The sequence below is a fragment of the Herbidospora cretacea genome, assembly GCF_001570605.1.
GTDB lineage: Bacteria > Actinomycetota > Actinomycetes > Streptosporangiales > Streptosporangiaceae > Herbidospora > Herbidospora cretacea.
Genome location: NZ_BBXG01000007.1, coordinates 86,536 through 101,480, shown reverse-complemented (window position 1 = coordinate 101,480; position 14,945 = coordinate 86,536). Strand labels below are relative to the sequence as shown.

Annotated in this window: 13 protein-coding genes; 6 read left to right on the top strand and 7 right to left on the bottom strand. The window is 69.7% G+C overall.

All coding sequences use genetic code 11. From position 1 onward, the window contains the following. Positions 1 to 29: 29 nt before the first annotated feature. Complete coding sequence (locus AW270_RS14940; RefSeq protein WP_245674718.1) at positions 30 to 887, bottom strand: NuoI/complex I 23 kDa subunit family protein; 858 nt, start codon at positions 885 to 887, stop codon at positions 30 to 32. A gap of 141 nt (positions 888 to 1,028) precedes the next feature. Between AW270_RS14940 and AW270_RS14935 the strand changes: the two genes are divergently transcribed. Both AW270_RS14935 and AW270_RS14930 read left to right on the top strand, forming a co-directional pair. Further along, positions 1,029 to 1,649 (top strand): type II secretion system protein GspK, encoded by a 621-nt coding sequence (locus tag AW270_RS14935; RefSeq protein ID WP_061294935.1) that lies wholly within the window; start codon positions 1,029 to 1,031, stop codon positions 1,647 to 1,649. A 39-nt stretch (positions 1,650 to 1,688) separates the two neighbouring features. Beyond that, entirely contained in the window at positions 1,689 to 3,032 is a 1,344-nt protein-coding gene (locus AW270_RS14930; protein ID WP_061294934.1) for a serine/threonine-protein kinase, read from the top strand. Here AW270_RS14930 and nuoH read toward each other — a convergent pair. Genes nuoH through AW270_RS14910 form a run of 4 tightly spaced genes read right to left on the bottom strand, consistent with a single transcriptional unit; the run spans position 3,029 to position 5,368 of the window. Then, the gene (nuoH, locus tag AW270_RS14925) at positions 3,029 to 3,976 is read right to left on the bottom strand and encodes an NADH-quinone oxidoreductase subunit NuoH (RefSeq protein WP_061294933.1); all 948 of its coding nucleotides are present in this window, start codon (positions 3,974 to 3,976) and stop codon (positions 3,029 to 3,031) included. The genes AW270_RS14930 and nuoH overlap by 4 nt on opposite strands. Beyond that, complete coding sequence (locus tag AW270_RS14920) at positions 3,969 to 4,499, bottom strand: NADH-quinone oxidoreductase subunit C (RefSeq protein WP_061294932.1); 531 nt, start codon at positions 4,497 to 4,499, stop codon at positions 3,969 to 3,971. Before AW270_RS14920 ends, nuoH begins: the two co-directional genes overlap by 8 nt. Then, positions 4,496 to 4,993: an NADH-quinone oxidoreductase subunit B gene (locus tag AW270_RS14915; RefSeq protein ID WP_082801566.1), complete on the bottom strand. Its 498-nt coding sequence runs from the start codon at positions 4,991 to 4,993 to the stop codon at positions 4,496 to 4,498. Before AW270_RS14915 ends, AW270_RS14920 begins: the two co-directional genes overlap by 4 nt. A 3-nt stretch (positions 4,994 to 4,996) precedes the next feature. Then, positions 4,997 to 5,368, bottom strand: a complete 372-nt coding sequence (locus AW270_RS14910) for an NADH-quinone oxidoreductase subunit A (protein ID WP_061294930.1) — start codon at positions 5,366 to 5,368, stop codon at positions 4,997 to 4,999. 97 nt (positions 5,369 to 5,465) lie between these two features. Between AW270_RS14910 and AW270_RS14905 the strand changes: the two genes are divergently transcribed. The 4 genes from AW270_RS14905 to AW270_RS14895 all read left to right on the top strand — a co-directional run bounded on the left by AW270_RS14905 (position 5,466) and on the right by AW270_RS14895 (position 10,046). Continuing rightward, positions 5,466 to 6,911, top strand: a complete 1,446-nt coding sequence (locus AW270_RS14905; RefSeq protein ID WP_082801565.1) for a polysaccharide deacetylase family protein — start codon at positions 5,466 to 5,468, stop codon at positions 6,909 to 6,911. Positions 6,912 to 6,939: 28 nt separating this feature from the next. Next, positions 6,940 to 7,023 carry a putative leader peptide gene (locus tag AW270_RS42120; protein ID WP_369408990.1) on the top strand — a complete coding sequence of 28 codons (84 nt, stop codon included), beginning with the start codon at positions 6,940 to 6,942 and terminating at the stop codon, positions 7,021 to 7,023. A gap of 136 nt (positions 7,024 to 7,159) precedes the next feature. Next, positions 7,160 to 9,007, top strand: a complete 1,848-nt coding sequence (locus tag AW270_RS14900; protein WP_061294928.1) for a 2-oxoacid:acceptor oxidoreductase subunit alpha — start codon at positions 7,160 to 7,162, stop codon at positions 9,005 to 9,007. Next, positions 9,000 to 10,046 (top strand): 2-oxoacid:ferredoxin oxidoreductase subunit beta, encoded by a 1,047-nt coding sequence (locus AW270_RS14895; RefSeq protein WP_061294927.1) that lies wholly within the window; start codon positions 9,000 to 9,002, stop codon positions 10,044 to 10,046. Before AW270_RS14900 ends, AW270_RS14895 begins: the two co-directional genes overlap by 8 nt. Here the strand turns inward: AW270_RS14895 and rfbC are convergent. Together rfbC and AW270_RS14885 are read right to left on the bottom strand one after the other, a co-directional pair. Next, on the bottom strand, positions 10,039 to 10,635 hold the full coding sequence (gene rfbC / locus AW270_RS14890; RefSeq protein ID WP_061294926.1) for a dTDP-4-dehydrorhamnose 3,5-epimerase: 597 nt from the start codon (positions 10,633 to 10,635) through the stop codon (positions 10,039 to 10,041). The genes AW270_RS14895 and rfbC overlap by 8 nt on opposite strands. Before the next feature lie 62 nt (positions 10,636 to 10,697). Further along, on the bottom strand, positions 10,698 to 14,867 hold the full coding sequence (locus AW270_RS14885; protein ID WP_061294925.1) for a LamG-like jellyroll fold domain-containing protein: 4,170 nt from the start codon (positions 14,865 to 14,867) through the stop codon (positions 10,698 to 10,700). Positions 14,868 to 14,945 lie beyond the last annotated feature (78 nt).

Here is a 14,945-nt window from a genome sequence, read left to right as displayed (position 1 = left end):
CGCGGACGGCGGCCAGAAGCCGGCACTCGTCACGGCCCCTCCTCATCGGGCCGCTCCCCGCCCTCCGGATTCGGGCGCTCGGGCGGTTTCGCAGGTCCCTGATCCGGCAACCGCCCCGGCGGGCGGATCGAGCGCACATCGCGCGGTACCCGGGGCTTCGGCGACTCGGGTGCCACGGGCTCGTCGGCGGGCTGGTCCGGCAGCCGCCCAGGTGGGCGGATCGAGCGCACATCACGTGGAGGGGCGGGCGGAGGTTCCTCGTCACCGGACGCCCGGTCAGGCAGCCGGCCCGGCGGGCGGATGGCTCGCACGTCACGCGCCGGACGCGCCTTGGTCTCCTCGGAAGCCGCCGTGGCCTCGGGCGCCGGGCGTGCCTTGGTCGGCTCCGAGGGCTCAGGCTTGGCCGCGCCGGGTGCTGCCGGGCCACGGGCGGGCCGGCGGGCGGCCGCCACCTCCTTGGGGGGCTCGGCGTTCGGTTCGTGCCTCGGGGGCACGGGCACGCTCGGGACCCATTCGGCCAGGCGCTCCTTCTCGTGGAGCAGGTTGCGGATGTCGCCCTCGGCGTATTCGAACTCGGGCGCCCAGAACAGGGCGTCGAACGGGCAGACCTCGATGCAGATCCCGCAGTACATGCACAGCGAGAAGTCGATCGCGAAGCGGTCGAGCACGTTCCGCTGCCGGGGACGGCCGCCCTCGGGGGCCGGGAGGGTCTCCTTGTGGGAGTCGATGTAGATGCACCAGTCAGGGCACTCCCGCGCGCAGAGCATGCAGGACGTGCAGTTCTCCTCGACCAGCGCGATCACGCCGCGGGATCGGGGCGGGAGGTCCGGCCGGACCTCGGGATATTGCTGCGTCACCGACCGCGTGAGCATGTGTCGCAGCGTCACGGCCAAGCCCTTGGCCAGGCCTGTTCCTGGTATGCGCGCCACGATCAACCATCATGACGCACGATGAGGTCCTCGTGAATGTGACGACCCGGCCCTTTCGGTTTTCTCCAGGTCGAGACAGAAAGTCCGTATCCTTCGCATATGGACCAGGTGCCGCGCTCGGCGGCTCGCGGATTTCTGTGGGCGGTGGCGCCCCTGGTCACCATTGGTTTCGCGACGCCGTTCACCTTCCTGTGGGCGGCTTTCTGGCGGCGTAGCTGGTGGCTGGCCCTATCCGGGCTTCTGTACGCCACCTCGATGGCCGCCTGGCTCCTCATCGGCAACGCGACGGGGACGCCCTCCGGGGGCTGGGCCGTGGCGATGGTGCTGGCCCTGTTCGTGTCGTGGCTGGGCGGAACGCTCCACGCGTTCATGGTCCGCAGGAAGGTGTTCGGGCCGGCGTGCCCGTTCGAGCGAGCGCGGCTGAAGCGGCAGGAGGCGCGGGCGATCGCGCGGCGCAATCCCGGCCGGGCGCGGCGGCTGGGAGTGGGCCGGCCCGATCTGGGGCGGCGGTTCGACGACGGCGGGCTGGTCGACATGAACCACGCGCCCGCGGTGGTGCTCAGGACCGTTCCCGGGATGACGCCCGACCTGGTCGAACGGGTGCTGGAGGCGCGCAGCCGGACGGTGACGTTCACCTCGGCGGAGGACCTGTCGGATCTCCTGGAACTGCCGGGAACGATGAATGACGAGCTCTCCGAATACGGCGTCTATCTCCCGTAATAGAGGCGCTTAGCGTTGGAAGTACGTATTGTTCGCGCTGTGCATCCGTACTGGCAACCGCCGCAGCAACCGCAGAAGCCCGCCACGAACACGGCGGTCTCCTGGGTGTGGGCGCTGGTTCCGCTGCTGACCTGCGGGTTCGGCACACCGTTCGTGATCGGGTACGCCGCCGCCAGGAAGCGCAGCCCGTGGCTGATCGTCGCCACCGGTTTCTACGCGCTGAACTTCGTCGTGTTCCTCATCGCCATCGCCAGCTACGAGGACGTCGAGATGTGGCCCGTGTGGCTCGACACGACGACGACGATCGGGCTCTGCCTGAACTGGTTCGGCGGGCTCGCCCACACGCTGATCATCCGCCGCGGCGTCTTCGAGCCGGGTCACGCCTGGCAGCCCGTGCAGCAGCCGCAGTTCCAGGCCCCCCGGCCGATGAACATGACGCCGCCGCCGCAGCAGCAGGGCTACCCACCCCAGCACCAGCCCCAGCGGCCGCCGCACCCCCCGATGCAGCGGCCGACCTACGTCCAGCCGCCGATGAACATGCCGCCGCCCCGGCCGTTCACCCAGCCGACGCACCCCTCGACGATGGGGCCGCAGCCGCGCGGCAGCCAGGGGCCGCAGTTCCTCGGGCCCTACCGGGTGGTCGGCGACCTCGGGCAGGGTGGCCAGGGGGCCGTCTACCTGTGCGTCGACCAGCGGGGGCAGAAGGTCGCCGTCAAGGTGCTGCACGCCCACATCGCCAAGGACAAGGACGCCCAGGCGCGGTTCCTGCGCGAGGTCGACGCGGCCCGCCGGGTCGCGCCGTTCTCCACGGCCCGGGTGCTGGACGTCAACATCACCGACGACCTGGCCTATGTCGTGTCGGAGTACGTCGACGGCGTCTCGCTGGAGCAGCTCGTCAAGGACAAGGGCCCGCGCAACGAAGACGGCCTGACCCGGCTGGCGCTGGCGACGTCGGGCGCGCTGGCGGCGATCCACAAGGCCGGGATCGTGCACCGCGACTTCAAGCCGAGCAACGTGCTGATCGGCTCCGACGGGCCCCGGGTGATCGACTTCGGCATCGCCAAGGCGCTCGACCAGGTCAACGCGACCGCGAGCCAGGTCATGGGCACCCCCGCCTACATGTCGCCCGAGCAGGTCGGCGGCCGTCCTGTCGGGCCGGAGACCGACGTCTTCGCGTGGGCGGCCACGATGGTGTTCGCGGCGTCGGGCAAGAACGCGTTCGGCGAGGACACCATCCCGGCGATCCTCAACCGGATCATCAACCACCAGCCCGACCTGATGCGGCTGCCGCCCTCGTTACGGGACCTGGCCGCGTCGTGCCTGGACAAGGACCCGCACAACCGGCCCACGGCCTCCGACATCATGCTGCGGATCGTCCACTAAAGGACCTTCACCACCCCGGTCAGCGCGAGCTGCACCAGCGCCAGCGGCACCAGGCCGACCCAGGCGAGCCGCTGGAGCTGGTCTTCGCGCATCCGGGGGAAGCTGACCCGGACCCAGATGACGACGAACGCCAGCGCGAAGATCTTGATGAGCGTCCAGACCGGGCCGGGCAGCAGCGGCCCCTGCCAGCCGCCGAGGTAGAGCACCGTCGTCAGCGCCGACAGGACCACGATCCCGGCGTATTCGGTCAGCATGAACAGGGCGAACCGCATGCCGGTGTATTCGGTCATCGGGCCCATGATGATCTCCGACTCGGCGATCGGCATGTCGAACGGCGGGCGGCGCAGCTCGGCCAGCCCCGCGACGAAGAACACCACCGCGCCGATCGCCTGCCAGGCCAGCCACCAGGGCTCCCACGCCTCGACGATCCCCTGGAGCGACAGGGTCCCGGCGGCCATGGCCACGCTGGAGGCGGCCAGGACCAAGGGCAGCTCGTACGACATGAGCTGCGCCGCCGACCGCATCCCGCCCAGGACGGAGTACTTGTTGCCGGACGACCACCCGGCCATGATCGAGCCCAGCACGCCGACGCCCATCACGGCCAGCACGAAGAAGATCCCGGCGTCGAGGTCGACCCCGAGCAGGCCGGGCCCGACCGGGATCACCACCAGCACGACCAGGTAGGGCACCAGGGCGACGGCGGGGGCCAGTTTGAAGACCGTCCGGTCGGCCGCCGCCGGGATGACGTCCTCCTTCTGCATGAACTTCACGCCGTCGGCGATGAGCTGGGCCCAGCCGTGGAAGCCGCCGGCGTACATGGGGCCGAGGCGGCTCTGCATGTGGGCCATGGCCTTGTGCTCCATCTGGCCGACGATCAGCGGCAGCACCAGGAACGCCCCGACGATCACGACCAGCCGGATCGCGACCTCCAGCAGCTCAGGCATCGCGCCCCCAGTCGGCCGGCACCCCTGGCGGCAGCATCTTGCGGCGCGAGGGCGCGCCCGTGCCCGACTCGCCGGGCTCCTTCGCGCCGGGCCAGGTCTTGGCCACCCGGGCGGCCAGGACGAAGCTCTTGCGCAGCGGGTGGCCCTCGAAGCCGTCGGGCAGCAGCAGGGGCCTGAGGTCGGGGTGGCCCTCGAAGACCACGCCGAACATCTCGAACGTCTCCCGCTCGTGCCAGTCGGCTCCCCGGAACACGCCGACCGCCGAGGGGAGCACGGGATCGGTCAGCGGCACGTGGGTGCGTACCAGCAGACGCTCGTGTCTACGCTGGTCGGCGAGGTGGGCGACGACGGCGAAGCCCTCGGGCGGGTCGTCGACGCCGGTGAGCCAGTCGAAGAAGTCGAGCCCGTGGTCGCGGCAGAAGGTCAGCACCTCCAGCCAGTCGCCGGGGCCGACGTCGGCGGTCGTCTCGCCGAACGACTCGGAGATCACGACCCGGGAACCGAACCCGCTGAAGTCGATCACGTCATGCCCTCCCCCGCGATCTTCTCCTGCAGCTTCATGATGCCGTGGAGCAGCGCCTCGGGCCGGGGCGGGCAGCCGGGCACGTAGACGTCGACCGGGATGATCTGGTCGACGCCCTTGGTGACGCAGTAGGAGTCCCAGTAGGGGCCGCCGGTGTTGGAGCAGGCCCCGAACGAGATGACGTACTTGGGGTCGGGCATCTGCTCGTAGAGGCGCAGCACGGCCGGGGCCATCTTGTCGGTGACCGTGCCCGAGACGATCATCAGGTCGGCCTGGCGGGGGCCGTTGGCGAACGGGATCACGCCGAAGCGGATGAAGTCGTGGCGGCTCGCCGAGGTGGCGATGAACTCGATCGCGCAGCAGGCCAGGCCGAAGTTGAAGACCCACAACGAGTAGCGGCGGCCCCAGTTGAGCACGAACTTCATCGGCTTGGGCGCCAGCCGGGCGGCCGGTCCGGCCGGGGGCCGGAACGACGGAGCAGGAAGATCAACCATGGGTCACGTCCAAGTGAGCACGCGCTTGCGCCACGCGTAGACGATGCCGAGCGCGATGAACGCCAGGAACACGAACATCTCGACGAGGGTGGTCATGCCGAAGCCCGGGGCGGCGAAGACGGTCGCCCACGGGAAGAGGAACACCGCGTCGACGGCGAACACGACATAAAGATAGGTGAAGACGTAGTACCTGACCTGCGACTGGGCCCAGCCGTCGCCGACGGGGTCGACGCCGCACTCGTAGGTCGTCAGCTTGGCCTCGGTCGGGTGGTCGGGGCGCAGCAGCCGGTTGACCAGCAGCGCCCCTGCGAAGATCGCCGCCCCGACGGCCAGCAGCACGGCCACGACCGCGTACGACCCGAAGTATCCGTCCACCCCCTGATAATCGCGCACCTGAACGCCGAACCAAAGAAGCTCACGGACACTGCCAAGTCACAGCAAACCGCTCCGTAGCGCCCATAATCTGGCGTTCATGCCCGTTTTGCGATTCACCGGAGGAATCGCGCTCCTCGCCGCCGCGGCCTGCGCGTGCGGAGTGGCCTTCAACTCCCCCGCCGACGAGGTGCCGCCGTCGTCGGAGCCGACGGTCCTGACCTTCGTCGACCCCGCCGCCGTCCCCGGCCTCCAGATAAAGACCATCTACAAAGAAACGGGCAAGTCCAACGTCTACGCCACCTACCCCGAGATCCCCGGCGCGACGCCCCTCAGCGACCAGGTCAGGGCGGAGCTGACCGCCGAGGCCAAGGCGTTCACCGCGCAGGCCGCCAAGGGCAAGGCCGGCCTGCCCAAGGCCGAGATCAACGTCGACTGGCAGCTCACCGCCGTGTCCCCCGGGGCCACCGGCGTCCGCCTGCGGACGGGCCGCTACGAGGGCGCGGCCTGGGCCAACGAGACCAGGACCCTCTGGTACGACGGCACCCGCGTCGTCGGTTCCGACCTGCTGGTCAAGGACCTCGCCGGGCTCGCCCGGGCCGTCGGCGCCCGGCTGGCCGACGACGCCGACGTCGACCACGCGGCGATCAAGCCGGACGCCCGGCTGTTCGACTCGCTCGACTTCAACTCGCGCGGCGATCTGGTCGTGGAGTTCGACGACTACGAGATCGGGCCGGGCGCCCTCGGCCGGGTGGCCACCTCGATCCCCAAGAAGGACGCCGAGCCGCTGCTGTCGGACTTCGGCCGCGCCGTGCAGCGGGCCGTCGAGTCGGCCCGGCCGACCACCCCGCCCGAGCTGCGGGACGGCCCCGAGGCCACGGCCCCGGCGGTGCCGGGCAAGGTCGACTGCCGGGTCGCGCGCTGCGTCGCCCTGACGTTCGACGAAGGGCCGGGGCCGTACACCGACCGGATCCTGACCGCGCTCGGCAGCGCCCGCGCCACCTTCTTCACCACCGGCGCCAGCGCGGCCGCCCGCCCCGACCTGCTGCGGAGGATGGCCGCCGACGGGCACCTGGTCGGCAACCACAGCTGGTCGCACCGCGACCTGACGACCCTGCCGGACAACCGGATCTACGAGCAGCTCTCCCGCGCCCAGGACACCATCGCCCAGGTCACCGGCAGCCTGCCCAACCTGATGCGGCCTCCCTACGGGGCCGTCAACCCCGACGTCGCCAAGATCGCCGGCGAGCTCAAGCTGAGCGTGGTCACCTGGGACGTCGACGGCGGCGACGCCGAGGACACCACGGCGGCCGACATCGTCAAGCGCGTCGTCTCCGGCGTGAAGCCCGGTTCGATCGTGCTCCTGCACGACCTGGGCCCCGCCACCCCCGAGGCGATCCCGCAGATCCTCAAGGAACTGCGGTCGCGCGGATACGTTTTTGTCACCGTTCCCGAGTTGTACGGAACACGCCCGATGCAGCCAGGCCGAACCTACGAATCGGCCGTGGACAGCGTCGTCTCGCGCTTTGGGCGGTCGCTACCGTGAATCGATCGGGGACATATAGTTAGGCACCGTGACCCGAATCATCCTCTTCGCTCGCCGGCACGTCGACCTGTGCCGCATCGCGTCGGGCCTGTGTCCAGCCCTTCCCGACTGACGAACCGAACCCCTACGAGCGACGTAGGTCACAACCCCTGCGCATTCGTATCTGCGCGGCAAAGGGATCTAGCATTGAATTCACACATGTGCCACGAGCAGACCTTGTCCTGGTCTGTCGAGGAGGACTGAGCGCTGTGACCAAGCAGGTGCAGCAACTCGACCGCGTGATCATCCGGTTCGCGGGCGACTCCGGCGACGGTATGCAGCTGACCGGCGACCGCTTCACGGCGGAGACCGCGTCGTTCGGCAACGACCTGTCGACGCTGCCCAACTTCCCGGCCGAGATCCGCGCCCCGGCAGGCACCCTGCCCGGAGTGTCGAGCTTCCAGCTCCACTTCGCCGACCACGACATCCTCACCCCGGGCGACGCGCCCAACGTCCTCGTGGCGATGAACCCGGCCGCCCTCAAGGCGAACCTGTCCGACCTGCCGCGCGGCGCCGACATCATCGCCAACGCCGACGAGTTCACCAAGCGGAACCTGCAGAAGGTCGGCTACGACACCAACCCGCTCGAAGACGAGAGCCTGGCCGAGTGGCGGCTCCACTCGGTGCCGCTGACCTCGCTGACGGTCAAGGCGCTCGAAGAGTTCGACATCTCCAAGAAGGACGCCGAGCGCGCGAAGAACATGTTCGCCCTCGGCCTGCTCTCGTGGCTCTACGGCCGCCCGGTCGAGGCGACCATCAAGTTCATCGAGACCAAGTTCGCCAAGAAGCCCGAGATCGCCAAGTCCAACGTGACCGCCTTCAACGCGGGCTACAACTACGGCGAGACGACCGAGGCGTTCTCGGTCTCCTACGAGATCAAGCCCGCCCCGCTGAGCGCCGGCGTCTACCGGAACATCTCGGGCAACCAGGCGCTGGCCCTCGGGCTGGTCGCGGCGTCGGTCCAGTCGAAGCTGCCGCTGTTCCTGGGCTCCTACCCGATCACCCCGGCCTCCGACATCCTCCACGAGCTGTCGAAGCACAAGCGGTTCGGCATCCGGACCTTCCAGGCCGAAGACGAGATCGCCGGCGTCGGCGCCGCCCTGGGCGCGGCCTTCGGCGGCGCGCTCGGCGTGACCACCACGTCGGGCCCGGGTGTGGCGCTCAAGGCCGAGACGGTCGGCCTCGCGGTCACCACCGAGCTGCCGCTGATCGTGGTCGACGTGCAGCGCGCCGGTCCCTCGACCGGCATGCCGACCAAGACCGAGCAGACCGACCTGCTGATGGCGCTGTTCGGCCGCAACGGCGAGTCGCCGGTGCCGGTGATCGCCCCGGCGACGCCGAGCGACTGTTTCGACGCCGCGGTCGAGGCCGCCCGGATCGCGATCAAATACCGCACCCCGGTGATGCTGCTCTCCGACGGCTACCTGGCCAACGGCTCCGAGCCGTGGAAGGTCCCGTCCCAGGCCGAGCTGCCCGACATCTCGGTGCCCTACACGACCGAGCCCAACGGCGACGACGGCGAGACGTTCCTGCCGTTCAAGCGCGACGCCGAGACGCTGGCCCGCCCGTGGGCGATCCCCGGCACCCCCGGCCTCGAACACCGCATCGGCGGCATCGAGAAGGCCGACGGCACCGGCAACATCTCCTACGACCCGAACAACCACGACCTCATGGTCCGGCTGCGCCAGGCCAAGATCGACGGCATCGACGTGCCCGACGTCGAGGTCGACGACCCCGACGGCGACGCGCGGGTGCTGGTGCTCGGCTGGGGTTCGACCTACGGCCCGATCGCCGCGGCGATCCGCCGGGTCCGCCGGGGCGGCGGGAAGGTCGCGCAGGCCCACATCCGCCACCTCAACCCGTTCCCGAAGAACATCGGCGAGGTGCTGAAGAGCTACGACAAGGTCCTCCTGCCGGAGATCAACCTGGGTCAGCTCGCGCTGCTGCTGCGGGCGAAGTTCCTGGTCGACATCATCAGCTACAACCGCGTGCGCGGACTTCCGTTCAAGGCCGAGGAGCTGGCCGGAGTGATCCAGGAAGTGATCGACAGTGAGTGAATCCCTGAACGGCAAGGGCCTGGCGCTGGTGCCGAAGGCCGAGGGCAAGCAGACCCTGAAGGACTTCAAGTCCGACCAGGAGGTGCGCTGGTGCCCCGGGTGCGGTGACTACGCGATCCTGGCGGCCGTGCAGTCGTTCATGCCCGAGCTCGGGATCAAGCGCGAGAACACCGTGTTCGTGTCGGGCATCGGCTGCTCCTCGCGGTTCCCCTACTACATGAACACCTACGGGTTCCACTCGATCCACGGCCGCGCCCCGGCCATCGCGACCGGTCTGGCGGCCTCGCGCCCCGACCTGTCGGTGTGGGTGATCACCGGTGACGGCGACGCCCTGTCGATCGGCGGCAACCATCTGATCCACGCGCTGCGCCGCAACGTCAACCTGAACATCCTGCTGTTCAACAACCGGATCTACGGTCTGACCAAGGGCCAGTACAGCCCCACCTCGGAGATCGGCAAGGTCACCAAGTCGACGCCGATGGGCTCGCTCGACAAGCCGTTCAACCCGATCTCGCTGGCCGTCGGCGCCGAGGCCGGGTTCGTCGCCCGGACCATCGACTCCGACCGCAAGCACCTTCATTCGGTGCTGCGCGAGGCCGCCGCCCACCAGGGCACCTCGCTGGTCGAGATCTACCAGAACTGCAACATCTTCAACGACAACGCGTTCGAGGACCTCAAGGACCCCGAGAAGCGTGACGTGATCACGCTGCGCCTGGAGCACGGCCAGCCGATCGCCAACGCGACCCAGGCCGTGAAGCTCGCGCCGACCGGTGGTCTGGAGGTCGTGGCGCGTGACTCGATCGCCGAGTCGGAGATCCTCGTCCACGACGTGCACAACCCCGACCCGTCGCTCGCGTTCGCGCTGAGCCGGCTCGACGAGCCGGCCTTCCAGCACGTGCCGATCGGCGTCTTCCGGTCGGTCGACCGGCCCTCCTACGACAGCCTGATGAGCGAGCAGCTCGACCTGGCCGTGGCCCAGCGCGGCCACGGCGACCTCGACGAACTGCTCCAGGGCGGCGACACCTGGAAGATCAACTAGAAGATCGGCCCAGGGTCTCGTAGAAGGCCGTACACGCGTCGAAATCGGGAAGCAGGCCCTCGTCGAGGGCCTGCTTCATCGATGGCGCCTGTACGTCTTTTTCGGACAGCACCGGGTCGGAGACCTGCCAATCGATGCCGAGCGCCGGGTCGAGCGGGTTGATGCCCCGCTCCCGGGCCGGCGCGTAGGGCTCGGAGCACAGGTAGAAGACGGTCGCGTCGGTCAGGGCGGCGAAGCCGTGGCCGAGGCCCTCGGAGACGTAGACGCTCCGGAAGTCCTCCGAGTCGAGGATCACCGAGACGTGCTCCCCGAAGGTCGGCGAGCCCACCCGGAGGTCGACGATCACGTCCAGGATCCGGCCCGACACACAGGTCACGTATTTCGCCTGGCTGGGTGGCACGTCGGCGTAGTGGACACCCCGGATCACGCCCTTGGCCGAGACCGAGGTGTTGGTCTGGGACAGGCGCAGACCATGGCCGGTGGCCTCGGACAGCTCGGCGGCCCGGAACGACTCCATGAACGTGCCGCGATCGTCGCGGAACAGCCTCGGGGTGTAGAGGTAGGCGCCCTTGATCGGCAGTTCTTCCATGAGGACTCTCCTTACATGACAGATGCCCCGCCGGTCTTCACCGGCGGGGCATCGGCTGTCTCTTAGGCGACGGTCACGGGCTGGACCACGACCGAGGTCCGTCCGTCAGCGCCCGTCACGGTCAGGGTGATGTTGTAGGTGCCCGGAGCGGCGTACGTGTGGGACGCCGTCTGGCCGGTGCTGGGCGCACCGCCGTCACCGTAGCTCCACGTGTAGCTCGCGATGGCCGACGAACCGGCGGTCGAGGCCGAGGCGTCGACGTCGCAGGTCAGGCCGGTGCACGTCGGGGTGAACGCGGCCGTCGGGGCGGCGGCCAGGTTGCTCGCGGCGAGGTCGTCGACCGTCAGGGTGATCGGCGCGTTCGTCGCGGTGCCCGACAGGTAGGCGCCGATGCCCACGCCGCCCGCGACCTGCATGTTCGCGGTGGCGTCGGTGGTGGTCGCCTGCCAGCCGGCGGGCTCGGTCCCGGCGGCGTTCCAGACCTTGCCGGAGATCGTCGTCGGGTTGGTGCCGGTGACCAGCACCCGCATGTTCAGCACCAGGCCCGGCGTGTAGGTCAGGCCGGGGACGGTGGTCTCCGAGGTGATCAGGGTGTCGGTGCTCCCGGCGGTGCGGATCAGCGACAGGCCGACGCCCGAGGGGAGCAGCCGGGCCCGGACCTTGTACTCGCCGACGCCTGCGACGCGGCGGCCGGAGGCGAACAGGTAGGTGCCGTTGCCCGTGCCGACCTTGTCCGACGCGATCGAGAACGACAGGTCGGAGGTCGTGCTGGACACGCCGTCGAGGTAGGCGCGCGGGTTGGCCGCCGTCGCCGGGAGGGCGAGCTTGGCCGCGTTGCCGTCGACGGAGAAGTTGCCGGCGCCGCCGACGAGCGTCCACGGGCCGCCGGTCTGGGCGGTGCCGAGCGAACCGTTGAGGGTCCGGCCGAACGTGTCGTTGGCGATGATCGACGGCGGGTTGGCGGCCGGTCGGGGCACGACCACGCCGGAGCTCTCGGCGGTGGCGTCGTCGTTGTCGGTGACGGTCAGGGTGACGGGGTAGTCACCGGCGGCCGGGTAGGTGTGACTCGGGGTCGCGCCGGTGCCGGTCTGGCCGTCGCCGAAGTCCCAGGCGTAGCCGTCGATCGAGCCGTCGGGGTCGCTCGACGCGGACGCGTCGAAGGTGCATCCGAGGTCGGTGCAGCTGGAGGTGAACGACGCCGTCGGCGGCTGGTTGGCCGGGCCGGTGCCGGTGCCCTCCTGGTAGTGCTGGGCGACCTCGGCCGGGGTGAGGACCTTGGCGTAGATCGCGCCCTCGTCGAGGAACCCGTTGAGGTTGTCGGAGGTGGGGCGGTTGGGCCAGGAGTTCAGGTTGTCGCCGCCGAAGCGCCAGTAACCCGAGTAGCTCTCGGCGCCGGTCTGCGCGTTGGTGCCCACCAGGGCCCCGTCGACGTAGAGCTTCATGCCGTCGGCGCCCTGCGTCGCCACGAGGTGGTGCCACTGGTTGTTGTTGTACGTGGCCGTCGTGGTGATCAGGTTGAAGGCGCCGGTGTACGTGCCGTAGACCAGGCGGCCGTCGTTGCGCATGTAGACGTGGCGGTCGTAGTTGGCGCTGGTGCCGGTGGCGGTGTTGCCGAAGCCGACGATCTTGCCGCCCTGGTTGGAGTTGCTGCGGAACCAGACCTCGGCCGAGTAGGTCGTCGGGTTGCTCATCGAGTTGGCCGAGAAGGCCCGCCCGCCGTTCTGCACCCGGACCGCCCGGTTGGTCGAGCCGACGATCGCGCCCGTCTGGTTGTAGGTGACGCCCGTGCCGGTGAACGAGCCGTTGACGCCGGTGGTGCTGGCGTCGATCGCCGCCGGGCCGTTGGCCTCGTTGAACCGGAAGTAGGTGACCGGCTCGTCGTCGTAGACCACGCGGCCGTAGTCGTCGGCCGGGCGCGGCGGGATCGGGCTGGTGCGGCCCGAGGCGACGAAGTGGGCGTCGACCTTGGCCGGCGTCAGGGCCGCCGGGTAGATGGCGACGTCGTCGATCTGGCCGTTGAGGTAGTTGCTCGTCGGGCGGTTGGGCCAGCCGTTGAGGTTGTCGCCGCCGATGCGCCAGTAGCCGTTGTAGACCTGGGCGCCCGTCACCGAGGCGTCCTGGCCGACGCGGCGGCCGTCGACGTAGAGGGCGATGCCGCCGCTGCCCTGGGTCGCCACGATGTGGTGCCACTGGCCGTCGTTGAAGCCGGGGGCGCTGTTCACCGTGCGGACCGCGTTGGGGTAGACGCCGAAGTAGACGCGGCCCGAGTTGTCCATGTAGACGTGACGGTCGTAGCTGCCGGACTCACCGGTGGCGGAGGCGCCGTACCCGACGATCTTGCCGCCCTGGTTCGAGGTGGTCTTGACCCAGGCCTCGATCGAGAAGGCGGGGGTGGTGGCGACCGTGCTGTTGGTCTTCACCAGGCCGGTGCCGGTGCCGTTGAAGCTGGCCGCGGCGTCGGCGTCGCCGTTGATCGCGCCGGGGGTCGCCTGGGAGGTGCCCGCGTCACGGGTGGCGTCGGTGAAGGCGGCGTAGTCGAAGGCGGTCGTGCCGGACGCCTCGCCGAGACGCCAGTAGGCGCTCGCGCCGTCGTCGATCACGGCTTCGGCGTAGGCGCTCAGCGCCCCGGCCGAGGAGATCGTCACCGGGTCGGAGGTGCCGCTGCCGACGGCGTTGCCCTGCGGGTCGACGGCGCGGACCCGGTAGGTGTGGACGGAACCGGGCGCGAGGCCCTCGTCGATGAAGCCGGCCGACGGGAGGGTCCAGAAGTTGGAGTCGACCTCGACCTCGCCGATCGGGGTCGTGCCGCCGTCGCGGAGGATCTGGTACTTGAGCTTCGCGTGGTCGCGGTCCCAGGTGGTCTTCCAGCTGAGCCGGGCGGTGCCGGCGTTGAGCGAGACCGCGGTCGGGGTGAGGTCGGCCGTCGGGATCGGGCCCGAGGTCTTGGGCGCGTTGGCCTTGACCGCGAAACGGGTCAGGCCCTGCTGGGCGCCGCCGTTGATCGAGGTGAACTCGCCGCCCAGGACCAGGTAGTCGCCGTTGCCCGTCAGGGCCCAGCCGCCCTGGTTCATGCCGGTGTAGGAACCGGCGTTGACCTGCGGGAACCAGTGGAGCAGGGTCGGCGTGGGCTGACCGGTGTACTGGCTGTTGTTCGAGGGCGGCATCGGGTCGGTGCCGGTCGGCTCGATCGTGGTGGCCAGGGCGCGCTGCCAGCGGGTCGGCGAGACCTCGGGGAAGCCCTTCAGCGACTCGCAGTCGTGGGCGTGGCCGACGCTGTAGAGGACGCTGTTCATCGGGAAGACGCTGTAGCTGGCGCCGTAGCAGTTGTCGAGCCAGATCAGGTCGCCGGTGTTGGGCTCGACCGCGAACCGGCCGTCGAACCAGTGCCAGCCCTCGCCGTCGGCGGCGGCGTAGATGTTGGTGCCGTCGGTGGCCAGGTCGTAGGTCATGGAGTAGTCGTTGCCGATCCGGGCCGGGATCGGGTTGCTGCTCCACGGCAGCGAGTCGCCGGTGACCGGGTCGACCGCGCCGATGCCCACCCGGGGGACATTGTTGAGCTGCTGGAACTTGCCGCCCACGATGACCCGGCTCTGGTCGGGCGACATGATCAGCGCGAAGACCTCGTCGTCGGTGTCGGGCGCCCACGGCTGGTTGGCGCCGTTGCTCCGGTTGACCGCGGCCAGGCGGTTGCGGCTCTGGCCGTTGACGTTGAAGAAGTTGCCGCCGATGTAGACGGTCGAGCTGCTGACCGTGATCGCGCGGACCACGTTGCCGACCGAGGGCGCCCACGACTCCAGGTTGCCCGTGGCGACGTCGAAGGCCGCGACCCGGTTGCGGGTCTGGCCGTTGACCTGGGTGAAGTCCCCACCGATGTAGATCTTCGTCTTGTCGGGCGAGACGGCGATGGTGCGGGCCTGCGCGTTGAGGGTCGGCGCGAAGGAGGTGACGTTGCCCGTGGTGATGTTGAAGGCCAGGATGTTCGACCGCACCACCTCGGCCGCGTTCCCGGGGGCGGTGCCCGGCGGCCGGGCGCGGGTGAAGCTGCCGACCGCGTAGACCGTGTTGCCGACGGTGGCCATCTTCCAGACGACGCCGTTGATCTGCCAGGTGGGCAGGGCGTCGGCGGTGACCGTCTCGGTGACGCCCGGAGGCGGGTCGATGTCGGCTCGGGCGGGAAGGGGGACCGTCGCGAGCGACGCCCCCAATAATGTCGCGGCCAGGAAGGCGGCCACTCGCGATGATCGAATTACCACGGGCACCTACATCTCAGGAGATCGTTCTCACACCGCTGCAAGCGTAATGGAACGGTT

Bases quoted from the DNA above. Each gene is read 5' to 3' on its own strand.
- AW270_RS14935 (WP_061294935.1), top strand. From the start codon at position 1,029: ATGGACCAGGTGCCGCGCTCGGCGGCTCGCGGATTTCTGTGGGCGGTG.
- nuoH (WP_061294933.1), bottom strand. From the start codon at position 3,976: ATGCCTGAGCTGCTGGAGGTCGCGATCCGGCTGGTCGTGATCGTCGGG.
- AW270_RS14915 (WP_082801566.1), bottom strand. From the start codon at position 4,993: ATGGTTGATCTTCCTGCTCCGTCGTTCCGGCCCCCGGCCGGACCGGCC.
- AW270_RS14905 (WP_082801565.1), top strand. From the start codon at position 5,466: ATGCCCGTTTTGCGATTCACCGGAGGAATCGCGCTCCTCGCCGCCGCG.
- rfbC (WP_061294926.1), bottom strand. From the start codon at position 10,635: ATGGAAGAACTGCCGATCAAGGGCGCCTACCTCTACACCCCGAGGCTG.